A 22,308-nucleotide genomic window follows, 5' to 3' on the forward strand; every position below is an offset into this window, starting at 1 on the left:
GCGGGATGGACGTGCTGAGCGACGTCATCACGGTGCTGCGCACCGGAGAACCGCGGTCGGCCCGGCTGGAGTTCCACGGGCCGTGGGGCCAGTGGTTCGAGCCGTTCCCCGGGTCGGCGGGCTTCCACGTGGTGCTGCGAGGTCCGTGCTGGCTGCTGCGCCCGTCCGAGGACCCGGTGCCGCTGGGCGTCGGCGACGTCGTGTTCCGTCCGCACGGCGGTCCTCACGCGCTCGCCGACAGCCCGACACCCGCGTACGTCGGACCGGCCTGCCGGCCCGACGACGCCCGCCGCCTCCAGCGGTACGCCAACGAGACGATCGGCTCCGGCGGCACCAGCGTCACCGTGACCCTGTGCGGCGCCTACGAGTTCGACCCCGGCGGCGGCCACCCGTTGCTCGACGCGCTGCCCGAGGTCGTGCACCTGCCCGCCCATCTCGGTCGCAACCCCGGCCTACGGTCCACTGTGGACCTGCTCGCCGCGGAGCTGGCGCAGCCCCGCCTCGGCACCGACGCGATCGTGCCCGCGCTGCTCGACACGTTGCTGCTGTACGTGCTGCGCACGTGGTTCGACGCCCAGCCGGTCACCGCCCCGGTCGGTTGGGCGGCGGCGCTGAACGACCCGGTCACCGCGGCGGCGCTGCGGGCCATCCACGGCGACCCGGCCCGGCCGTGGACGGTGGCCGCGCTCGCCGCCGAGGCGGGCCTGTCGCGGGCGCCGTTCGCGCGCAGGTTCTCCGCACAGCTCGGCCAGCCGCCGCTGGCCTACCTGACGTGGTGGCGGATGACCACCGCGGCGCGCCTGCTGCGCGAGTCCGACCAGCCGTTGACCGCGGTGGCGGCGCGGGTCGGGTACGCGTCGGAGTTCGCGTTCTCGGCCGCGTTCAAGCGGAGGTACGGGGTCGCGCCCGGTCGGTTCCGGCGCTCAACGCCCGTCGGCTAGGTCCATGAGGTGACCGAGGACGCGGTCGCCGTCGACGCGGAGTCCATTGTGGAGGTACTCGTTCGTGAGCCAGGCGCGCATGCCGCGCACCTGCGCGACCGTCTCCATCGAGAACCCGCTCGTGACGAACGGGTCGTCGACGTACACCGACGCGGCCACCGGCACCTCGTTGCGCCGCAGGACCTCCGGGTCGTAGAGCGCGGGCCACTCGTGGTCGGCGAGCTGGTTCGCGGCTTCCGTGAACGGGTTCAGCGCGGCGTACTCGTCGAGCATCCAGGGGAACAGGTGCTCGCCGGTGAACAGCGTCTCGTCGTCGCGGAAGTCCTGCGGCATCACGCGGTCGGCCGACCAGCGGGTGGCGGTGCCGTCGGCGTAGCAGGCCTCGTGGATCACCGCGTACAGCGGGTTGCGCGCGAACGGCAGTGACTGCAGCAGGTCGTGGCGGAACGCTGGGCTCCGGGGCGGCAGCTCCAGGAGGTAGTGCAGGTGTTCGGCGCCGCCGTCCATTCCGAGGTGACCGCCCGCGGTGCGCAGCCGCCGCACGGTGAGCGGGTCGCCGTCGGCGAGCGTCAGCCCCGTCGGAAGGTTCCGGACCCGGTCGCGGTCGGCGGGGTAGCGGTCGTAGTAGCGGCGGTTGGCCTCGCGCATGCGGTCGTACGTCGCGGCGTAGATCTCGTCGGGACCGCGGCCGAGCGGCGGGACGCCACCGGTGATGTACGCGGCGGCAAGGCTGTGCGGTGCGAGCGACAGGTAGGTCATCGCGCAGAAGCCGCCGAAGGACTGGCCGAGGATGCTCCACCGGTCGACGCCGAGCGCCTCGCGGACGACCTCGGCGTCGCGCACGATCGAGTCGGCGCGGAAGTGCGTGAGGTGGTCGGCGGTCGCTCCGGGCTCGACCGGCGTGGAGCGGCCGGTGCCGCGCTGGTCGAGCATGAGGACGCGGTACCGGCTCAGGGCCGTGTCGAGCCAGCTCGGCGACGTGGGGTGCCGGGTCGGCCGCGGAGCCTCGAAGCCGGGTCCGCCCTGGAGGTAGACGAGGTAGGGCCGGTCGAGGCCGGCGGGGTCGGCGACCTCGCGGGCGAACACCGTGATGGTCGCGCCGGGGTTCGCGTGGTCGAGGGGGACCTCGAACTCGTGCTCGACGAGCACGAGTCCCTGCGTCCTGATCATCATGAGGCCAGTGTCGCGTACCTGCCGCCGGCGTCGACCAGGGCGGTGTGGGTGCCGGACTCCTCGATGCGGCCATGCCCGATCACCACGATCTCGTCGGCGTCGCGCACCGTCGACAGCCGGTGGGCGATGGTGACCGTCGTGCGACCGGCGGCCAGGGTCGCGAACGCCCGCTGCACCGCCCGTTCGGTGTCGGTGTCGAGGGCGCTGGTCGCCTCGTCGAGCACGAGGATGCGCGGGTCACGCAGCAGCGTGCGCGCGATCGCGATGCGTTGCTTCTCGCCGCCGGAGAACCGGTGTCCGCGCGAGCCGACCACCGTGTCGTACCCCTCGGGCAGCGCCGCGATGTGGTCGTGGATCTGTGCCGCGCGGGCGGCGCGCTCGATCTCGGCGTCAGAGGCGTCGGGACGCGCGTAGCGCAGGTTCTCGCGGATCGTCGTGTGCAGCAGGTACGTCTCCTGGCTGACGACGCCGACGATCGCGGCCAGGTCGTCGAGCCGCAGGTCGCGGATGTCGACGCCGTCGATCGTCACGCGTCCACCCGTGGGGTCGTACAGCCGGGCGATCAGTGCCGCGATCGTGCTCTTGCCCGAGCCGGTCTCGCCGACGAGCGCGAGCGTGTGCCCCGGCGGCACGTCGAGGGTGACGCCGTCGACGGCCGGCGTGTCGCTGCCGGGGTAGCGGAAGCTGACGTTCTCCAACCGGAGGTGGCCTTCCACGTTCCACGGCTCCACCGGGTGCTCCGGGTCGTCGACGTCGACGGGCAGGTCGAGGTACTCGAAGATGCGCGCGAACAGGGCGAGCGAGCTGGTGATCGACACACCGACGCCGAGCAGCCCCATCAGCGGCCGGAACAGCCCGGACTGCAGGGCGGTGAACGCGACGACGGTGCCGATGGTGAGCGCGTTCGACAGGCCCGCGCCGAGGTAGATCACGGCGGGGATCGCCGCGAAGATGACGCTCATCCACGCCATCCGCCAGCGGCCGGCGAGCTCGGAGCGCAGCTCCAGGTCGATGAGCCGGGTCGACGAGCGGGTGAACCGGTCGACCAGGGCCGTGCCGGCGCCCATCGTCTTGCTCAGCTGTACGCCGCTGATCGACAGGCCCTCCTCGATGGTGACGTTGAGGTCGGCCAGTTCGCGCTGGCGCTTGGCGGTGATCTCGCGGCGCATCCGGGCCACCTTGCGGGTGAGGACGACCGCCGGCGGCAGAACCACCAGGGAGACCAGCGACAGCTGCCACGACAGCGCCAGCATCGCCACGATCGTGGCGACCGCGGTGGTGAGGTTCGACGCGATGCCGGTCGCGGTGTTGGTGACCACCGACTGCATGCCGCCGATGTCGTTGGTGATCCGGGACTGGACCTCGCCGGTGCGGGTCCGCGTGAAGAACGCGATCGACTGGCGGTGCAGGTGCCGGAAGACGTCGGTGCGCAGCCGGTGCATGACCCGCTGTCCGACGGTGGTGGAGATCCACGTCTGCACCACGCCGAGCGCCGACGTGGCGGCGGCGACGCCGACCATGCCGACCACCAGCCAGACGAGCAGCCGGAGGTTCTGCTCCGGCAGCGCGACGTCGATGACCTCGCGCAGCAGGAACGGCGACGCCATCGACACGATCGACGACGCCACGATCATCGCGACGACGATCGTGAGCTGGCTCCGGTGCGGGGTGAACAGCCGCCCGATCCGGCGCAGGGAAACGTCCTTGGCCTGCGCCTTCTCGGCGGCCTTCTCTGCGGCGGAGACGGTGTGCGGGCGGCCCTTGCCGCCGCGCTCCATGGGAACTTCGTCCAAGATTTTCTTCTTTCTGTCAGCCTCTCGATAATGCTGAGGTTACCTCATCATGAGGGAACAACAACAGTGGCTGGTACGGTATTCCGCGTGCCGGCCGATGACGACGACCTTGGCGACCTTCCCGGGCTGTTCTGGGCGGTGGCCCGGCGGATGCGGCACGCCTCGAGCGCCGCGCTGGAGAAGTGGGACATCACGCCCGGCCAGGCACGGGCGGTGCGGGTGCTGGCCAAACACGGCGACATGCGCCTGAACCACCTGTCGGAGCACCTGCGCATCGCCCCCCGCTCGACCACCGAGGTGGTCGACGCGCTGGAGGAGCGCGGCCTGGTGGAGCGCCGCCCCGACCCGACCGACCGCCGGGCCACCCTGGTGGCCCTGACCGACCGCGGGGCGGGCGTGGGCCGCGACATCCGCGATGCCGCCTCGGCGGAGACCGACCGTTCGTTCGCCGCCCTCGACCCGGAGGACCGGAGGACGCTCGCGCGCATCCTCCGCACCCTCCGGGACTGACTCCTCCGTCGCGCCTACACCGTCGCGCCTACACCGTCGCGCCTACTCCGGCGGGGTGAACTGGCTCGCGCTGAACGTGGCGCCCCACGGGTCGCGGAGGACCGCCAGGCGGGTCCAGTCGGAGTCTTCCTGCGCCTCGACCGTGCCGCCCAGTCGCTCGGCGGTGGCGACCGTCGCGTCACGGTCGGCCACCGTGAACACCACGTGCCAGCGGGGCGTCTGCCCCGGGCTCTCCGGAACCAGCCAGGCCACGGCGTCGGCGAAGCCGGGCGGGGCGCTGATGCCGTCTTGCCGCTCGTGGATGGTCGGGTCGACCGTGTCGGCGAGATGGTCGCCGTAACCGGGGACGCGGATCATCACGCCGAAGCCGATGTCGTCGAACGACCAGCCGAAGGCGGAGGTGTAGAAGTCGGTTGCCGGGGCCGGCTCCGGCGTGTGGAGGTTGCTGAAGTTCCACGCGCCCGGCTCGTTTGTGGCCTGTGCACCCAGCCGGTGACCGGCCTGCCACAGGCCGAAGGTGGCGCCCTGCGGGTCGGCTACCAGGGCCGAGCGGCCGGCGGGGCCGGCGTCTTCGGGCGCGCGCAGCACCCGGCCGCCGCCGGCGACGACCCGCTCGGCGGCGGCATCGGCGTCGTCGACGGCGACGTACGTCGACCAGCCGGCCGTGCCGGTACCCGGGAGAATTCCGGCCACCTCGCGGCCGGCGAGGCGGGCGATCGTGTAGCCGCCCGGCCGGTCTTCGAAGGTCCAGCCGAACAGGTCGCCGTAGAACGCGCGTGCCGCGCCCGGATCGGGCTGCTCCGTCTCGATCCAGCTCGGCACGCCGTGCGGGTAGGTTCTCGAATCAGCCATGCACCCGACCGTACGCCGGGGCTACGACATATCCGTGTGGCCGCGCACCCGGTCGCACGAACGGCAGCGGAACGCGTGGAAGTCGATGCTCAGGTCGTCGAGGTCGGCCCACATCCACGGTTCGGCGCCCTCGAAGATGGCCAGGAACGCCGCCGCCGGGTCGGCGGGAACGTGCCGGACCACGTCGTCCTGCCTCCACCGTCCGATGTAGACCATCGCGGACCCGCAGCAGAACAGCCAGCGCTCGCCCTGCCACGTCACGTAGTCGGGCGTACGCACCAGTTCCAACAGCACCATCGCCGGGATCTCGACCGACACCCAGCCGTCCTCGTTCGGCTCGCTCAGCGGGAAGCCGTCGGCATGACGGAGATCGGGGACGCCGTGGGTGCGGCCGGCCACGGCGTCCTCCCACCGCACCAGGCCGTACTCGGTGTCGCGGGTGAACGCGACGTGCCCGGCCCGCAGGCAGGGCACGCACACCGCGTCGTCGGGGTCGGACGGCGCCTCCTGCGGCACGAGCCGGCCGCTACCGCGGAGCCGCAACCGTTCGTCCACCTCGGCACCGCACACCACGCACGGCCCGGCGCCGGTGTGACCGGCAGCTTCCGACAGCGGTGCCGCGAACAACGGGAAGGGTTGGCTCACCCTGCCTAGTAAACATCCTTCAGGTAGGCCTCGATGTCGGGCCCGGCCGGGTTCGCGATGACGTGACGGCGCCACGCCGCACCCTCGTGCGCGGCGATCGCGAGCTCGGAGATCCCGCTGATCGCGGCCGTGTCCAGCGGCGCCAGGTCCTGCGGCGCGTCCGGGGGAGCGGCGAACGTGTGCTGGTACAGCTCGTCGGGCCGGACCCACCAGTTGAGCTGTGCCAGCAGGCGGCACTCCGTGAGGTGCACCACCAGGAAGCCGACGCCGAACGCGCCCACCCGGTCGGGCCGCAGCGGCAGCGTCGCCGCCACCGTCCGGCGGGCCGCCGCGAGCATGTGCGACCCGGTCGTCGGGCAGACCCGGTAGGTCTTGATGCGCCAACCGTCGATGTCGGTGGTACCGACGAACCGCGAGGGAAAGACCAGCGGATCGACGGTCACCGCGCTCGCGGAGGCGGGCGCATCGAGCACGGTCACCGCGCGGCCGCCATGCCGTTGTGGCCGTTGTGCCCGTTGTAGACGGGCCGCCGCGAACGGCGCTCGGGCAGGGTGGTGACGACGGGCGGGCTCGTGTACGACCCGTTGGAGTACGAGCCGGCCTGGTACCCGTTCGACAGCGAGCCGAGGTTCATGATTCCGGTGCCGGTCATCGGCAGGTCGCCGGTGAGCGGGTCGTCGTTGAAGTCGGTGCCGAACTCGCGGTACTGCTGCGGCTCGGGCTGCAGGGTGCGGGCGTACGACGCCATGCCGTCGATGAGCTTGGCCACGTCGTCCTCGGGACGCACGACCAGGCGCAGGAACTGGCTGGTCATGCCGAGCTTGTTGCCGCACTCCCGCACGTACACGCCGTGCTGGCTGATGAGGTGGTCGCGCATCGCGACACCGTCCCAGTTGCCCGGCACCTTGATGAGGATGAAGTTGCCCTGCGACGGGTAGACGGTCAGGCCCGGCACGCGCATCAGCGACTCGGCCATGCGCATGCGGTCACGCGACAGCAGGCGCAGGCTCTCGCGGTACTCGGCCTCGTAGTCCTTGAGCATGAAGACGACGGACTCGGCCAACGAGTTCAGGTTCCACTTCGGCAGGGCCTTGCCGATCTTCCCGGTGATGGCCGGGTTGGCGATCATGTAGCCGAACCGGATGCCGTGCAGGCCGAAGTTCTTGCCCAGGCTCTTGAGCACCACCACGTTCGGCCGGATCGTCGCGTCGGGACCGACCGACGGGTACCGCTCGGCGTCGACGAAGTCGATGAACGACTCGTCGATGACCACGAGGTCGAGGTCGCTGAGCTGGTCCATGAACCGCAGCACCTCGCGGCGCGGGATGTAGTTGCCGTCGGGGTTGTTCACGTTGCAGATGACCGCGACGCGCGACCCCCGCTGCCGGATGAACGAGATGTAGTGGTCGAGGTTCAGCGCGAAGTTGTCGCGCTCCTGCAGCGGATACATGTCGACCCGCTTGCCGGTCTCCATCGGCTGGTCGGTCCACCGGCCGAAGGTGGGGATCGGGATCGCCACGCTCTCCTTGATGAGAAGGTGGTCGATCCACGTGATGAGCTCGGTGGACCCGTTGGCCATCGCCACCGTCTGCGGGTGCAGTTTCAGCACCTGGCACAGCTGCTTGGTGATGGTGCCCGAGTCGCTCGGGTAGTACTTCAGGATGTCGACCAGGCTCTCGCTGAGCTTGGCGAACATCTCCGGCGTGGGGAAGTACGGGTTGCAGGGGATGCAGAAGTCGGCGAGCTTCTCCTTGGCATCCGGTCCCATGCTGCGGGAGAGCGCGAAGTACGAGGGGCTGTGCGCGCCCTGCCGCAACAGGCTGGTGTCAACTGAACCGTGGCGCAACAGAAACCTCCATCGATCGATGCCCGCGTCTCCCGCAGTCGGACGGTACGCGTAATCGTTCCCAGAATCCGTCTCGCAATGGTGATTTCGGGCGCACCTAACGCGCGCTAAAGATCGACTCGCGTTCTTCCTGGTGGCGTGGTGGGGTTCTTGTCATCTACGCACTTCGATCCCAGGAGCACTCGATGAGATCAAAGGTGATCGGCGTCTTTGCGGCTCTGCTCGCGGTCCCGTTGCTCGGTCCGTCCCCCGTGAAAGCGGAACCCGCGCCGCCGCCGCAACCCACGACGCTGGCCGCGCCCGCCACTCTCGTGCCGTCGGAACCGAGCCCCGAGCAGGTCGGATCGGCGCTCGCGGCGATCGCGCGGGCGAGTGACGGCCGGGTGCGGCTCGGCGCGATCGGCCGCAGCAACGAGGGGCGCCCGCTGCGGTTGGCCACCGTCGGCCGCGGGCCGACGCGCCTGCTGTATGTGACCCAGCAGCACGGCGACGAGCCGCTCGGCACCCCGGCGGCGATCCAGGCGCTGTGGGTGCTCGGCGTGCCGCGGTCGGCCTGGCACAGGTGGCTGCTCAGCCGGCTGACCATCGACATCGTGGTGCAGGCCAACCCCGACGGCGCGGTGCGCGACCAGCGCTACAACCACGACCCGACCGCTTCCGGTGAGTACTCGCAGCCCGGCGTCGGCTACGACATCAACCGTTTTCACAATCCACTGACGCCGATCTCCGACAACCCGGTGCCCGAGTCGCGGGCGGTGCTTTCGTGGTGGCGAGCTGTTCGTCCATCGATCGTGGTCGACTACCACATGCAGGGCCGCTACCTGCAGCCCGACGGCCGCGAGACCACCGCGTCGATCCTGTGGCCGACGACGCCGTTGGCAGGCGCCGACGCGGTGAACCGCGGACGGCAGCTGGCGGTGAGCAACTACCAGGCGATGACGTACCTGGCTGGCGCGAACGTCACCCGGTATCCGGGCGGTGACTACGAGGGCATCGCCCGCAACGCGTACGGGGTGCTGGGAAGCGCGTCGCTGCTGGTGGAGCTGTCGAACCTGCCCGCCGAGCAGGTGCCGGCCCAGATCCGGGCCGCGTTCGTCTCGATGCTCGCGACGGCGCAGGGCGCGGCGGACGGCTCGCTGTGGCGGGTCGACCCCGCGGCGGCGGACACGGTACCGGCGAGGGGCCCGTCTCTGCCCGACTGAACCGGCTCGCTGCTGGTCGGGCGGCCCGCTGTCCGCCGGCTTGCTCGCTGTCCGCCGGCTTGCTCGCTGCCCGGCGCGCCCCTCGCTGGCTGCTGGGCCGCCTTGCTGCTCGCCGATCTTGCAGTTGTGGCCCCCACGATAGGCGGACATAACATGAAATAGGTGCGGCCACAACTGCAAGATCGGCGCGGGTTGGGGGTGTGTGCGGGGCGGCGGCGTGGGGCAGAGGCGTGGCCTGGTCAGGGGAGGGGGCGGGCGGCGAGGGAGCGGATCAGGTCCCAGGGCGGCTCTGCCCGTGAGACGTCCTCCGGCCAGGCTTCGACCGTCTGCCTCGCCCACTCGGCCCAGGTCGCTATCGCGTCCCAGTAGCTTGTCAAACAGGCCACCACCAGCGTGGCCTGGGCGACCCGCTCCGGGAAGGGCCCGTCGCCGTCGGCGTACTCGCGGGCCACCTCGATGTTCTGGCGTTGCCGCTCCGCGGCCCACTCCGCCGCCGCCTTCAGGTTGGCCAGCAGGTCGGCCCGGCTGCCGTTCTCGCTGAAGAAGACCTTCAGCAGCAGCTCGAACTCCAGCGCCGGCCCGGCACCGGGCACGCCGACCCACTCCCTGAGGGCGGCCCGGCCGGCCGGCGTGATCTCGTAGACGGTGCTGGTGCGCCGGCCGACGGTACGGGTGCTCGCCGTCGCCAGCCCCTGGGCCACCAGCTTCTTCGGCTCCTCGTACAGCTTGCTCTCGGCCCGGGGCCAGAAGTGGTGCAGGCTGCGGCTCATCTGCTTGGTCAGCTCGTAGCTCGACCACGGCTGGATCGCCAGCAGGCCGAGGATCGCGTGCGAGGTCGTGGTGAGCGCCACCGTCATGGGTCCAGTATTACTCCCAAGGGGAGTGCTAACGCCTGCCTTCCACGAGGCGGAACGTCGCGGCGGCCTGCCCCACGGCGAGCGCCAGCAGGGCACCGCCGAGCGCGAGCTGCGCCGGCCAGTACCGCGCCGCCCATCCCGAACTGCCATATGGGACCGCGCTGAGCACGCCGATCGTGGCGATGGTGACCAGCAGCGTGGTGCCGAGCGCCGGTACGGTACGCCGGATCACGGCGCCGGCGAGCGCGCCGGACGTCACCACGAACGCCGCCAACGCGTACGGCAGCACCCCGTGTACGAGGAAGCGCGGGTCGCCGGGGAGCACCGGCCCGGCGGTGCGCACCGTGCTCAGCGTCACCTGCTGGGCCGCGACCGCGAGCAGCGCGACGCCGACGGCGGCGCCGAGCCGGTACGCGAGCCAGCGGCGGCGCGTGACCGACTGGGTCCATGCGAACTGGTGCGTGCCGAGTTCGAGCTCGCGGCTCACCAGCGGCGCGCCGAGGAGCAACGCGAGGAACAGGAACAGGTACGGCGTGAAGTTGACCGTGATGCCGGAGAACGTGTGCGGCCGCACGTCCTCGAGAACGGCCAGCAGCCCGAACAGCGCGAGGATTCCGGCGACCCCGAGCGCGGTCGCGCGGGTCTGGCGCCAGGCCACCCAGGTCACGATGTCACCAGTTCCAGGGCGGGAAGCGTTGCGGCGTCGGGGTTGCGTAGGTAGGCGAGCACGATCTCCTCCAGGCTCGGTGTGCGGGTGGCCCAGCGCGGGTCGGCGAAGGTCCCGTTCGGGCGCAGCAGCGCGGTCGCCTGCCGGCCGCTGCCGCCCTCCTGGATGACCGTGTGCGGGGTCAGTGCGGCGGCGTGCTCGCGCAGGCCGTCGACGGCCAGGTGCGCGGCGCGCAGGTCGTCGACGTCGCCGGCGAGCTGGACGCGGCCCTGCTGCACCATCACCAGGTGGTCGCAGGAGTCTTCGAGGTCGGCGAGCACGTGCGACGACAGCACCACGGTGAGGCCGTGCTCGGCGGTGGCGGCCATGAGGTCGCGCATGACGTCGTTGCGCCCCAGTGGGTCGAGGTCGGCCATGGGCTCGTCGAGCAGGACCAGCCGGGCGCGCTTGGCCAGGGTGAGCGTGAGCGCCACCTGGGCGCGCTGGCCGCCGGAGAGCCGGCCGACCCGCTGCGCCGACGGGATGTCGAGGCGGCGTAGGCGCTCGCGGGCGAACGGCTCGTCGAAGCGCGGGTTGAGCTCGCGGCAGAAGCGCACGGTGTCGTCGACGGTGAAGCGGGGGTAGAGCGGCTTGCTCTGCGCCAGGAACGCCACGGTGGGCAGGCCCTCGGGCGCCGCCGGGTCGCGGCCGTCAAGTCGCACCTCGCCCTCGGTGGGCCGGAGCAGGCCGGCGAGCACGCGCAGCAGCGTGGTCTTGCCGGCGCCGTTCGGGCCGACCAGCCCGACCACCCGGCCCGGCGGAACGGCGAACGAGCACCGCCGCAGCACCCACCGGCCCTTGAACCGCTGTCCGACGCCGGTCGCGGTGATCGCGTTCATGCGGCTCCCCGTCCGTAGGTGTCTGTGAAGGTCGCCTCGAACAGGGCCCGCACGTCGCCGGGCGCGAGGCCGGCCTGCTGCGCCGCGAGCATCCAGGTGGCGAGGCGGGTGCGTAGGCGCGGGTGCGCGGTGGCGGTCGCGGGCGGCGCCGAGGCGAGCACGAACGTGCCCACGCCGGCCCGCATCTCGACGACACCGGCGTGCTCCAGTTCGCGGTACGCCTTGAGGACGGTGTTGGGATTGATGCCGAGCGCCGCGACGACGCTCTTCGCGGTGGGCAGCTGGTCGCCGGGCACCAGCGTGCCCAGCCGCACGGCCTGCTGCACCTGCTGGATCAGCTGTTGGTAGGGCGGCAGTCCGCCCCGCCGGTCGAGATGGAAGTCGAGCACAGAGCGAACGATAGACAACTAAATAACTAGTTGTCTAGTTCTTTGTCTCGCCGGATGCCGTCGAGGAACGCCAGCGTCCGCTCCCAGCAGAGGACCATGGTGTCGGGGCCGAACGACTGGTGGCCGCCGTCGAGCCAGACCAGGTCGAGCTCCTTGCCGTGCTCGCGCATGCGGCGTTCGAAGTCCTCCATCTGCGTGACCCCGATGCGGCTGTCGTTACGGGCCTGGATCACCAGCGCCGGCGCGGCGAAGTCGGCGACGTACGTGATCGGCGACGAGCGGGCCCACGCCTCGGGGCGCTCCTCCGGGGTCCCTCGCATCCAGCCGCGCATCGCGGCCTTCAGCGCGTCGGACACCTCCGCGTAGCTCGCGACGAGGTCGGCCTCGGCGACGATGCCGACGCCGCCGGCCCACAGGTCGGGCCGCCGGCCGAGCGCGAACAGCGTCAGGTAGCCGCCGTACGAGGCGCCGAACGCGAAGATCCGGTCGGGCCGGGCGATGCCCTCGCGCACGACCCATTCGTGGGCGGCGGCCATGTCGGCCAGCTCCCAGTGGCCCATGTCGCCCCAGATCTTCTCGGTGAAGTCGCGGCCGAAGCCGACCGAACCGCGGTAGTTCACGGAGATCCAGGCGTAGCCGTTGTCGAGGAACGCCTGTGCGCCCGGGTCGTACTTCTCGTACGCGATGTAGTGCGGGCCGCCGTGGGTCTCCAGGATCGTCGGGAACGGGCCGGTGCCCTCGGGGACGGCGACCCAGGCCTGCACGGTCGCGCCGTCGGCGCTCTCGAACGTCACCGATCGCCAGGGACGGCCGGGCGGCGCGGCGCCCGCCGCCAGCAGGACGCGGCGCTGCCGCCCGGTGGCGCCGTCGAGCTCCACGATGGACGGTGCCGCGACCGCGGTCTGTCGCAGGCCGACGATGTTGCCGGCCGGGTCGTACCGGGCACCGCCGGCGATCGGGTCGTGGTAGGTGCCGGGCGGGTGGTCGAGCGCGGTCACCGTCGCGGTGGCGACGTCGTAGCTGTAGAGCCGCTGCGCGCCGGCGAGCCCGCAGAGCAGGATGCGGCCGGCGTCGGGTGACCAGTCCAGCGCGACGACGTCGCCGTCGACGTCGGGCAGGTCGATGTCGGTGCGTTCGCCGGTGCGCGGGTTCCATACCAGCGGGCGGGAGACGCCGGTGCGGGTCGTCGTGGCGACGACGCGGTCGTCGCCGTCCACCTGGCTGAACACCGTGCCGACGATGCTGGTCTCCGGGCCGTCGTCGAGCTCGGCGACGAGGTCGCCGGTGGTGGTGTCGAGGACGAGCAGGGTGTACTGGCGCACGCCCTTCGCCCGGGCCGTCGACCAGCAGGCGGCGAGGTCACCGCGGGCGGAGGCCAGCGCGCCCCAGGTCTCCCAGGTGTCGCGGTACAGCAGGCGCGGTTCGCCGCCCTCGGGGATCGCGTACAACGCGAAGCCGTCGGGGTTCACCGGGTTGATGACCACGAGCGAGCCGTCGCCGTCGAAGCCGACCCCGCGCAGCGTGTACGGGGGCAGGTCGGGGGTGAGGTCCTCGGTGTCGCCGCCGTCGACCGGCACCCGCACCAGGTGGCCGAACTCCGATCCCTGCTCGTCGCGGAGGTGGTGGACGTACCTGCCGGCCGGGTCGATCCAGCCGTCGAGCACGTTCAGCGGGTCGCCGGTGCGGGCGTCGAGCCGGTCGGACGCGGCGTCCCAGACGAACAGTTGCGTGGTCGAGCCGTCCTGGCTGGCGACGACCAGCCACCGGTCGGGGTGGTGGCGGGCGGGGGAGGCCAGCCAGATCTGCGGTGCCCGGAAACGGTCGCGCCAGTCGGTCATGGGGGTGCCCCTCCACTGATTGAGGAAATTCAATCAGTAGCGTAGCGCCGACTACGCGTTCAGGGGGAGGGCGAGCGTGAACGTCGTGCCGACGCCGAGCCGGCTCGACACGCGGAGCTGGCCCTGATGGTCCACGGTGATCTGGCGCGCGATCGTGAGACCCAGCCCGCTGCCGCCGGAGGCCCGGTCGCGCGCGGCGTCGGCCCGCCAGAAGCGCTTGAACACGTGCGGCAGGTCGCCCTCGGCGATGCCGCGCCCGGTGTCGGTGACCTCCACGACGGCCTGCCCGGCCGAGGCGTACGCGTACAACGTCAGTGTGCCGCCCGCCGGGGTGTACCGCACGCCGTTGGTGATGAGGTTGCCCAGGACCTGCCGGATGCGGTCCTGGTCGACCAGCACCGGCAGCGAGTTGTTGGCGTAGGCGGTCAGCGCGACCCCGGCCTCCTCCGCCACCGCGAGGTGCGCCCGGGCGCTCATCGCGACCAGCTCGGCCAGGTCGGTCGGCTCGCGCCGGTAGGCCAGGCTGCCGGCCTCGGCGAGCGCCAGGTCCTGCAGATCGTCGAGGATGCGCCGCTGCAGCAGCACCTCCTCGTACAGCGACCCGAAGAGCTCGGGGCTGGGCCGCACCACCCCGTCCTGGAGCGCCTCCAGGTACCCGCGCAGGTTCGACAGCGGGGTGCGCAGTTCGTGCGCGACGCTGGCCACCAGCCGGCGCTGGTCCTCCTCGGCGTGCTGGATCGCCTCGGCCATCCGGTTGAACGAGTACGACAGCTGTCCCAGCTCGTCGTTGCCGCCTACGGTCACGCGCGCGTCGAAGTCGCCGTCGGTCAACCGGCGGGACGCGGCGGTCAGCGACCGGATGGGCCGGCTCACCTGCCGCGCGATGAGCGCGGTACCGACGAGCGCGAGCAGGGTCACCGCGCCCGCGGCGATGATCAGCGGGGTGCCGAGCAGGTCGGCCGGTTCGCTGTCGATGCCGCCGAGGAACAGCTGCAGCGGCTCGGGACCGACCTGCGCCACCCGGTCGGAGAACTCGCCCTCCAGGCACGCCCGGAACCGTTCGTCGGTGATCGGGCAGGTTTCGAGGCCGGCGGCGTCGGAGGCGACACCCTCGTCGGCCCGGACCGCCGCCTGCTTGTCGCAGTCGATGAAGTCGCGGGAGACGGCGTTGGCGGTCGCGACGCCGTTCTCGCCCTCGATCAGCGGCAGCACCTGCTTGTAGCCGTTCCAGACGCAGGTGGTGAGGTGCACGGTGTACCGGTAGTCGCGCAGGGCCTCCTGCACCCAGTTGCGCGCGAACCGGGCCCGCTCGAACACGACCTTCTCGTTCGCCGGGTCGGCCGGGAACACCCGCTCCGGGATCTTCAGCTTCGGCCGCGGGTCGACCAGGTTCGCGGTGCCGAGCGTCGGACGGGCGGCCCGCTGGGCGAGGTGGTCGCTGTCGACGATCACGTTGCCGTTGATCGTGGCCATCCGGATCCGCACCCGGTACTCGTCGGACAGCTCCCGCACCCGGCCGTCGACGCCCTGCCAGGTACCACGGTCGTGGGCGAAGTCGCCGAGCGTGCGGGTGATCACCGCGGTGTCGCGTTTGCTCGCCGCCACGGCGTCGGACACCCGCTTCGACGCGAGACTGAGCGTGAGCCACGCCGTCGCGCCGATCGCGGTGACCGCGACCAGCATGACCAGCAGGAACACCCGCAGCCGGAACGACACTACTGGTCAGCCATCCGGTACCCCCGCCCGTACACCGTCTGCACGTACCGCGGCGCGGCCGGGTCGGCCTCGATCTTCCGCCGCAGGTTCACCACGTGGGCGTCCACGGTACGCGCGGACACCTCGTAGTCGAACCCGAACGTCCGGTTGATGATCTCACCGCGGGTGTAGACGCGGCCGGGTTCGCTCGCGAGCAGTTCGAGGATGCCGAACTCCTTGGCCGTCAGCTGCACCTGCGCGCCGTCGACCCGCACCTCGAACCGGTCGGCGTCGATCTCCAGCCCGCCGACCCGCAGCACCGGCCTACCACCACCGGAGCTGACCCCGGTGCGGCGCAGCAGCGCGCGCACCCGGGCGGTGAGCTCGCGCGGGCTCACCGGCTTGGCGAGGTAGTCGTCGGCGCCGAGGTCGAGCCCGAGGAGCATGTCCTCCTCGGTGGTCCGGGCGGTCACCAGCAGGATCGCGACGCTCGACTCGGCGCGCAGGATGCGGCACACGTCGAGCCCGTCGACGAGTGGCATCATCACGTCGAGCACCACGAGGTCGGGCCGGCGGGCGCGGCACTGGTCCAGTGCGGCGCGTCCGTTGCCCACCGTGAGGACGTCGTGGCCCTCGCGTTCGAGGTAGAGGCGGATCAGCTCCGCCTGCTTGCGGTCGTCGTCGGCGACCAGGATCCGGGCACCCATCGCCGCACATTGTGACCTGCCGGCGCACCTGACGACGGGGCGATTGTGAGAAACCTGTGAAGATGCTGTGCGAAGCCGTTGTGCCATGATTTCCGGCCGGCTTCTTCATAAGTTTCTGACAGTCGTTTCCCTACCGTCCGTCGCATGTGCGGATTCCTGGTGTTCATCGGCCCGAACGGCGCGGTGGACGTGCGTTTCGCGGAGGCGCTGGAGACGATCCACCACCGCGGTCCCGACGCCTCCGGCATGGAAGCCGTCGACGGCGCGGTGTTCGGCTTCAAGCGACTGTCGATTATCGAGATCGCCGACGGACAGCAGCCGGTCCGGTACGGCCGGTGGACAGTGGTGTTCAACGGCGAGATCTACAACTACCGCGAGCTGCGCGAGGAACTGCTGACGGTGGCGACGGCGCCGATCGTCAGCGAGGCCGACGTGATCGCGGCCGCCTTCGAGCACTGGGGACCGTCGGCGCTGCACCGGTTCCGCGGCATGTTCGCGCTCGTGGCGTGGGACGCCGAGACCGGAACCGGCTACGCCGCCCGCGACCCGTTCGGCATCAAGCCGCTGTACCACGCGCGCACGCCCGAGGGCCTGTACCTCGCGAGCGAGAAGAAGGCGCTGCAGCCGTTCGTCACCACCACCGGCCGGGTGGACCACGACGCGCTGTCGCACTACATGAGCATGCAGTACGTGCCGGAGCCGGCCACGCTCACGCCGCACGTGCGCCGGCTGCAGGCCGGTCACCTCCTCACGGTGCGGGCCGGCGACCCCGAACCGGTCGTCGAGGCGTACTTCCGGCCGTCGTTCCGGCCGGTCGCCGCCTACTCCGGCGGAGGGGAGCGCGCGGCCGTCTCCGTGGTCCGCGACGCGCTGCGCGACTCCGTGCACCGGCACCTGCTCGCCGAGGTGCCCGTGGGCGCGTTCCTGTCGAGCGGGGTCGACTCGACCGCGGTGGTGGCGCTGGCCCGCGAGGTCGTTCCGGACCTCCGCACGTACACGGTCGGGTTCACCGGTGACACGTACTCCGAGGTCGACGTCGCGCAGCGGACCGCCCGGCACCTCGGTGTCGAGCTGACCGCCACGTTCGTCACCCCGCAGGACGTCATCGAGGCGCTGCCCCGCATCGTGTGGCACCTCGACGACCCGGTGGCCGACCCCGCGCTGGTCCCGTTGTACTTCCTCGCCCGGCGCGCGGCGCGCGACGTGACCGTCGTGCTCTCGGGAGAGGGCGCCGACGAACTCTTCGGCGGCTACGAGATCTACCGCGAGCCGGCGTCGCTCGCGGCCGTGGCGGGCCTGCCGCCGTCGCTCAAACGCGGGCTGCGCAAGCTGTCGACCGTGCTGCCGGAGGGCGTGAAGGGCCGCAGCTTCCTCGACCGCGCGACCACGCCGATCGAGGAGCGTTACTGGGGAAACGCCCGCATCTTCACACCGGAGCAGAAGGCGGACCTGTTGCAGGGGCACGTGGTCCCGCTCACCGACGTCACCGGCCCGGTGTACGACCGCGCGGCCGGGCTCGACCCGGTGTCGGCGATGCAGTACGTGGACCTGAACACGTGGCTGCCCGGCGACATCCTCACCAAGGCCGACCGGATGACGATGGCGCACTCGCTCGAACTGCGCGTGCCGTTCCTCGACCGGGTCGTGTACGCGGCGGCGGCGGCGCTGCCGCCGGAGCTGAAGCTGGCCCGCACCACCAAGTACGCGTTGCGTGAAGCGGTGCGCGGCATCGTGCCGGACTTCATCGTCGACCGCCCGAAGCTCGGCTTCCCGACCCCGACGCGGGCGTGGCTGCGCGGTCCGGTGGGCGAGTGGGCCGGCGACGTGTTCGCGGCGTCGGACGCGGGCGACCTCGTCGACCTCGCGTACGTGCAGAGCCTGCTGACCATGCACCGGGTCGGACGGGCCGACCACGCGCGCAAGATCTGGACCGTGCTGATGTTCTGCCTCTGGCACGCTCAGGCCACGGCACCGGCGCCGGCGGTGCCGAGCTTCGCGCGCCCCGCGACCCGCATGGTGCCCGCGCCTGTCTGAGGTCACGACCCGGTACCACCTGAGGGCCGCCCGCTTCCCGCGGGCGGCCCCTTCATGTTCACTCCCTGTCGGGGGGTCGACACCTGGCGAGGCGCTTTTGTTGAGCCCAGCAAAAGTTGGAAACGATTCGGTAGAAGGTCTTTACGGGGCTCACCCAAGCGCCTACAGTTCGGACGCAACAAGCGCGTTACACGGATCACACACCCGCGCAACTGCTCCAACCCCTGCTCCCACCCCCTGCTTCATCTCTGCAGTCGACCGGCTAGGCGGTGCTCCCCCCATGCGTGGCTCCTCATGAGTGACACCGAGGGACCGACCCGTACCCGGCTGCTCCGGCTCCTGCGTGACCGGGGTGCGCTGTCGCGGGCGGAGCTGGCCGACCGGCTGCAGGTGCCCCGTCCCCGGCTGCTCACCGACCTCGACGGCCTGCTGGCCACCGGTCTCATCCAGGAGGCCGGCCCGGCGGCGAGCCGGGGCGGTCGACGCTCGACGCTCGTGGAGCTGAACCCGACCCTGCGGTTCGCCGCCGTCGACCTCGGCGCGTCGTCGATCGACGTCGAGATCACCGACGGCCGGCTGGAACCGGTCGCGGCCGCGACGATGGTCTCCGACATCCGCAGCGGGCCGAAGGAAATACTGCATCAGGTCAACGAGATGCTCGGGAAGTTCCACACCGAGGGCGCGTTCGAGCGGCTCGCCGCCGTGGGCATCGGCGTTCCCGGTCCGGTCAGCTTCCGCGACGGCGTACCGGTCTCGCCGCCGATCATGCCGGGCTGGGACCGGTACCCGGTGCGCGACCTCATCGCCCGCGAGCACGGCTGCCCCGTGGTGGTCGACAACGACGTGAACATCATGAGCATCGGCGAGCGGTACGGCGGTGTCGCCGACTCGGTCGACAACCTGCTGTTCGTGAAGATAGGCACCGGAATCGGGTGCGGCATCTACCTCAACGGCGAGGTGTACCGCGGCACCGACGGGTCCGCCGGCGACATCGGGCACATCCAGGTCGACAGCCACGGCCCGGTGTGCTCGTGCGGCAACGTCGGTTGCCTGGAGGCGTTGTTCGGTGGTGCGGCGCTGGCGCGCGATGCGCTCGCCGCCGCGAAGGCCGGCACCTCGCCGTCGCTCGCGGAGCGCCTGTCGGCCAACCGCACCGTCACCGCGAAGGACGTCGCCGACGGCGCCGCCGAGGGCGACGTGACGTGCATCCGCCTCATCCGCGACGGCGGCCGCCGGGTCGGTGGGGTCCTGGCCGGGCTGGTGAGCTTCATCAACCCCTCGATGATCGTGATCGGTGGCGGGCTGGCCGGTCTCGGCCACATCCTGCTGGCCGAGATCCGCAGCGTCGTCTACCGGCGGTCGTTGCCGTTGGCGACCGGCAACCTGCCGGTCGTGTTGTCGGAACTGGGAACCCGCGCCGGCGTCGTCGGTGCCGCGGTACTCGCCAGCGAGATTGCGTACGGGCAGCCGTCATGACGAATCTTTCCAAGTCCTCGGAACCCGTTGCCCCGCAACGGGAGACCGTCCTCACCCTCACCGACGTCGTGAAGACGTTCCCCGGTGTGCGCGCGCTCGACGGCGTGCAGCTGGAGGTCGCCGCCGGCGAGGTGCACTGCCTGCTCGGCCAGAACGGCGCGGGCAAGTCGACGCTCATCAAGGTGCTCTCCGGCGCGCACCGGCCCGACAGCGGCGAGGTCATGTGGCTCGGCCAGCCGGTGTCGTTCACCAACCCGCAGGCCGCGATGAAGGCCGGCATCGCCACCATCTACCAGGAACTCGACCTGGTCGACGGGTTGAGCGTCGCCGACAACATCTTCCTCGGGCACGAGCCGCGCACCGTCGGGTTCGTCAACCGTCCGCAGGTGCGGCGGCAGGCGAGCGAGATCCTCGCGTCGCTCGGGCATCCGGAGATTCCGGTGCGCCGGGAGGTCGGTAAGTTGCCGGCCGCCGCCAAGCAGGTCGTGTCGATGGGACGCGCGTTGTCGCGCGAGGCGCGACTCATGATCATGGACGAGCCGAGCGCCGTGCTCGCCCACGACGAGGTGGAGAACCTCTTCCGGGTGATCAGGGGCCTGACCGCGCAAGGGATCGCGGTCATCTACATCTCGCACCGGCTCGACGAGATCCGCGAGATCGGCGACCGCGTCACGGTCCTCAAGGACGGCCGCACGACGGCCGCGAACCTCGACGCGAAGACCACGCCCACGACGGAGCTCGTGAGCCGCATGACCGGCCGGAACATCGAGTACGTGTTCCCGCCTCGGCCGGCGGAACCCGTTGCGCCGTCGGAATCCGCACCTCTGCTGATGGTCGAGGGCCTCACCCGGCACGGCGAGTTCGCCGACGTCGACCTGGCCGTCCACAGTGGAGAGATCGTCGGGATCACCGGCCTCGTCGGGTCCGGGCGCTCCGAGCTGATGGAGACCATCTTCGGCGCCCGCCGCGCGCACGGCGGCCGCGTCACGGTCAACGGCAAGGTGCTGCGGCCCGGCAGCGTCACGGCGGCCGTGAAGGCCGGGCTCGGCATGGCGCCCGAGGAGCGCAAGAGCCAGGCGCTGGTGCTCGGCGAACCGGTGTACCGCAACATGACCCTGGCCAACTTCGCCGGCTACGCGAAGGTCGGGTTCACCGATGCCGCGAAGGAGCGGCAGGCCGCCGACGAGGTGGCCGAGCAGCTCGAGCTGCGCCCGCGCGACGTGCGCCGGGTGGTGCGCACGCTGTCGGGCGGCAACCAGCAGAAGGTGGTGGTCGGGCGCTGGCTGCTCGGCGGCACCCGGCTGCTGCTGCTCGACGAGCCCACCCGCGGCGTCGACGTCGGCGCCCGGGCCGAGCTGTACCAGGTGATCCGCAAGCTCGCCGACTCCGGCGTCGGGGTGCTCATGGTCTCCAGCGAGGTGCCCGAGGTGCTCGGGCTCGCCGACCGCGTGGTGGTCATGCGCGAGGGGCGCATCGTTCGGCAGGCACCCGCCGCCGACATCGACGAAGAAACCGTTCTCGACCTCGTCATGGCGGGGTCGTTGCTGGAAGGGAGCCCGGCGGTATGAGCGACCTTCGGGAGCGAATCATCAACTCAGTCACCGGTCATACGATGGCGGAGCGAAGCGGAGCCATGCCATGACAAGCCTCAAGCCCGCCGCCGAGACGACGCCGGACGGTCAGCCGACCGCCGCCGCCGAGCTGACGAAGAAACGGGGCTGGTGGGCCGACGACGCGAGCGAGCCGGTACGCCGGAATCTCGGCCTCGTCGGTGTGCTCGTCGCGATCTGGGTCGTCGGCGCCATCACGGTGCCGCGCATCTTCCTCGACCCGGAACAGCTGTGGAACAACTGGCTGATCATCCTCCAGCAGTCGGCGGCGATCGGGGTCATCGCGATCGGGATGACGTTCGTCATCATCGGCGGCGGCATCGACCTGTCGGTGGGCGCGCTGGTCGCGCTGAGCAGCGTGTGGTGCACCACCGTGGCGACGCAGGAGTTCGGACCGACCGGCATGGTGTTCACCGCGATCGTGGTCGGCACGATCGCCGGCCTGGTCAACGGTTTCCTCATCGCGTACGGACGGGTGGTCGCGTTCATCGCCACGCTCGCGATGCTCGTGTCGGCCCGTGGTCTGGCCCAGCTCATCTCCGGCAAGCGCACCCAGCGGGTCAGTGCCGAGAACGCCGCGATCACCAACATCGCCGAGAACCGCATCCTGGGCATCCCGATCCTGGTGTGGATGCTGCTGGTCGTCGGCGTCATCGGCTGGATCCTGTTGAACCGCACCACGTTCGGCCGGCGCACGTTCGCGGTCGGCGGCAACCCCGAGGCGGCCCGGCTGGCCGGCATCAACCTGCGGCTGCACACCATGCTGCTGTACGGGTTGAGCGGGTTGTGCTGCGGCATCGCCGCCATCATGGTGGTGGCGCAGGCCACCGCCGGCGCACCCGACCACGGCGACCTCTACGAGCTCGACGCGATCGCGGCCGCCATCATCGGCGGCACCGCACTGGCCGGTGGCCGCGGCTCGATCGTGGGCGCCATCCTCGGCGTCCTCGTCTTCAAGGGCATCACGAACCTGTTCATCGTCAACAACCTCGAGCAGGAGTACCAGCTCATCGTGAAGGGTGTCATCATCGTCGGCGCCGTTCTGCTGCAGCAGGTCAACTTCAGCTCGCTGCCGCAACTCCGAAAATCGCCAACCTGACAAACCCCATCCATTTCCCACGGCGGGCACCGCAGACGGCTGTGCCGCCAAGCTCAACACACCCATCCACCGTCCACATTCGACTCATGGAGGTCG

The 22,308-nt window shown here is 71.1% G+C and carries 20 protein-coding genes; 7 read left to right on the forward strand and 13 right to left on the reverse strand.

Features of this window, described 5'->3' with window-relative positions; translation table 11 throughout:
* Nucleotides 1–5: 5 nt before the first annotated feature.
* Nucleotides 6–941: an AraC family transcriptional regulator gene (locus tag Voc01_RS13530; protein WP_203927721.1), complete on the forward strand. Its 936-nt coding sequence runs from the start codon at nt 6–8 to the stop codon at nt 939–941.
* Here the strand turns inward: Voc01_RS13530 and Voc01_RS13535 are convergent.
* Nucleotides 924–2,114 carry an alpha/beta fold hydrolase gene (locus Voc01_RS13535; RefSeq protein ID WP_239160164.1) on the reverse strand — a complete coding sequence of 397 codons (1,191 nt, stop codon included), beginning with the start codon at nt 2,112–2,114 and terminating at the stop codon, nt 924–926. The genes Voc01_RS13530 and Voc01_RS13535 overlap by 18 nt on opposite strands.
* The gene (locus Voc01_RS13540) at nt 2,111–3,892 is read right to left on the reverse strand and encodes an ABC transporter ATP-binding protein (RefSeq protein ID WP_203927785.1); all 1,782 of its coding nucleotides are present in this window, start codon (nt 3,890–3,892) and stop codon (nt 2,111–2,113) included. Before Voc01_RS13540 ends, Voc01_RS13535 begins: the two co-directional genes overlap by 4 nt.
* A gap of 102 nt (nt 3,893–3,994) precedes the next feature.
* On the opposite strand from Voc01_RS13540, the gene Voc01_RS13545 reads away from it, so the two are divergent.
* Nucleotides 3,995–4,417, forward strand: a complete 423-nt coding sequence (locus tag Voc01_RS13545) for a MarR family winged helix-turn-helix transcriptional regulator (protein WP_373873814.1) — start codon at nt 3,995–3,997, stop codon at nt 4,415–4,417.
* Nucleotides 4,418–4,459: 42 nt separating this feature from the next.
* Here Voc01_RS13545 and Voc01_RS13550 read toward each other — a convergent pair whose 3' ends face one another.
* The 4 genes from Voc01_RS13550 to Voc01_RS13565 are packed head-to-tail and all read right to left on the reverse strand — an operon-like array spanning nt 4,460 to nt 7,760.
* Nucleotides 4,460–5,269 (reverse strand): VOC family protein, encoded by an 810-nt coding sequence (locus Voc01_RS13550; RefSeq protein ID WP_203927723.1) that lies wholly within the window; start codon nt 5,267–5,269, stop codon nt 4,460–4,462.
* A gap of 21 nt (nt 5,270–5,290) precedes the next feature.
* Nucleotides 5,291–5,914: a CbrC family protein gene (locus Voc01_RS13555; protein WP_203927724.1), complete on the reverse strand. Its 624-nt coding sequence runs from the start codon at nt 5,912–5,914 to the stop codon at nt 5,291–5,293.
* Between the two features lie 5 nt (nt 5,915–5,919).
* The gene (locus Voc01_RS13560) at nt 5,920–6,393 is read right to left on the reverse strand and encodes a hypothetical protein (RefSeq protein ID WP_203927725.1); all 474 of its coding nucleotides are present in this window, start codon (nt 6,391–6,393) and stop codon (nt 5,920–5,922) included.
* The gene (locus tag Voc01_RS13565) at nt 6,390–7,760 is read right to left on the reverse strand and encodes a pyridoxal phosphate-dependent aminotransferase (protein ID WP_239160165.1); all 1,371 of its coding nucleotides are present in this window, start codon (nt 7,758–7,760) and stop codon (nt 6,390–6,392) included. Before Voc01_RS13565 ends, Voc01_RS13560 begins: the two co-directional genes overlap by 4 nt.
* Before the next feature lie 185 nt (nt 7,761–7,945).
* On the opposite strand from Voc01_RS13565, the gene Voc01_RS13570 reads away from it, so the two are divergent.
* Nucleotides 7,946–8,962, forward strand: coding sequence for a M14 family zinc carboxypeptidase (locus tag Voc01_RS13570; RefSeq protein ID WP_203927726.1), 1,017 nt, complete (start codon nt 7,946–7,948; stop codon nt 8,960–8,962).
* Between the two features lie 239 nt (nt 8,963–9,201).
* Here Voc01_RS13570 and Voc01_RS13575 read toward each other — a convergent pair whose 3' ends face one another.
* From Voc01_RS13575 to Voc01_RS13605, 7 genes are read right to left on the reverse strand one after another with little or no spacing between them, the layout of a single operon-like run.
* Nucleotides 9,202–9,819: a PadR family transcriptional regulator gene (locus Voc01_RS13575; RefSeq protein ID WP_203927727.1), complete on the reverse strand. Its 618-nt coding sequence runs from the start codon at nt 9,817–9,819 to the stop codon at nt 9,202–9,204.
* Between the two features lie 28 nt (nt 9,820–9,847).
* Nucleotides 9,848–10,486, reverse strand: coding sequence for an ABC-2 membrane transporter-related protein (locus tag Voc01_RS13580; protein ID WP_203927728.1), 639 nt, complete (start codon nt 10,484–10,486; stop codon nt 9,848–9,850).
* On the reverse strand, nt 10,483–11,364 hold the full coding sequence (locus tag Voc01_RS13585) for an ABC transporter ATP-binding protein (RefSeq protein WP_203927729.1): 882 nt from the start codon (nt 11,362–11,364) through the stop codon (nt 10,483–10,485). The genes Voc01_RS13580 and Voc01_RS13585 overlap by 4 nt, the downstream gene beginning before the upstream one ends.
* Nucleotides 11,361–11,753, reverse strand: a complete 393-nt coding sequence (locus Voc01_RS13590; protein WP_203927730.1) for a GntR family transcriptional regulator — start codon at nt 11,751–11,753, stop codon at nt 11,361–11,363. Before Voc01_RS13590 ends, Voc01_RS13585 begins: the two co-directional genes overlap by 4 nt.
* 26 nt (nt 11,754–11,779) lie before the next feature.
* Nucleotides 11,780–13,591 (reverse strand): S9 family peptidase, encoded by a 1,812-nt coding sequence (locus tag Voc01_RS13595; protein WP_203927731.1) that lies wholly within the window; start codon nt 13,589–13,591, stop codon nt 11,780–11,782.
* Nucleotides 13,592–13,642: 51 nt separating this feature from the next.
* On the reverse strand, nt 13,643–15,307 hold the full coding sequence (locus Voc01_RS13600; protein ID WP_203927732.1) for a sensor histidine kinase: 1,665 nt from the start codon (nt 15,305–15,307) through the stop codon (nt 13,643–13,645).
* Nucleotides 15,307–15,993: a response regulator transcription factor gene (locus Voc01_RS13605; RefSeq protein ID WP_203927733.1), complete on the reverse strand. Its 687-nt coding sequence runs from the start codon at nt 15,991–15,993 to the stop codon at nt 15,307–15,309. The genes Voc01_RS13600 and Voc01_RS13605 overlap by 1 nt, the downstream gene beginning before the upstream one ends.
* A gap of 144 nt (nt 15,994–16,137) precedes the next feature.
* Between Voc01_RS13605 and asnB the strand changes: the two genes are divergently transcribed.
* The 4 genes from asnB (at nt 16,138) to Voc01_RS13625 (ending at nt 22,212) form a co-directional block, all read left to right on the forward strand.
* The gene (gene asnB / locus Voc01_RS13610; protein ID WP_203927734.1) at nt 16,138–18,027 is read left to right on the forward strand and encodes an asparagine synthase (glutamine-hydrolyzing); all 1,890 of its coding nucleotides are present in this window, start codon (nt 16,138–16,140) and stop codon (nt 18,025–18,027) included.
* 294 nt (nt 18,028–18,321) lie between these two features.
* On the forward strand, nt 18,322–19,503 hold the full coding sequence (locus tag Voc01_RS13615; protein ID WP_203927735.1) for an ROK family protein: 1,182 nt from the start codon (nt 18,322–18,324) through the stop codon (nt 19,501–19,503).
* Nucleotides 19,500–21,071 (forward strand): sugar ABC transporter ATP-binding protein, encoded by a 1,572-nt coding sequence (locus tag Voc01_RS13620; RefSeq protein WP_203927736.1) that lies wholly within the window; start codon nt 19,500–19,502, stop codon nt 21,069–21,071. The genes Voc01_RS13615 and Voc01_RS13620 overlap by 4 nt, the downstream gene beginning before the upstream one ends.
* A gap of 70 nt (nt 21,072–21,141) precedes the next feature.
* Nucleotides 21,142–22,212 carry an ABC transporter permease gene (locus tag Voc01_RS13625; protein WP_203927737.1) on the forward strand — a complete coding sequence of 357 codons (1,071 nt, stop codon included), beginning with the start codon at nt 21,142–21,144 and terminating at the stop codon, nt 22,210–22,212.
* Nucleotides 22,213–22,308: the final 96 nt, after the last annotated feature.

This window comes from Virgisporangium ochraceum, assembly GCF_016863655.1.
In the GTDB taxonomy this organism is placed as follows: domain Bacteria; phylum Actinomycetota; class Actinomycetes; order Mycobacteriales; family Micromonosporaceae; genus Virgisporangium; species Virgisporangium ochraceum.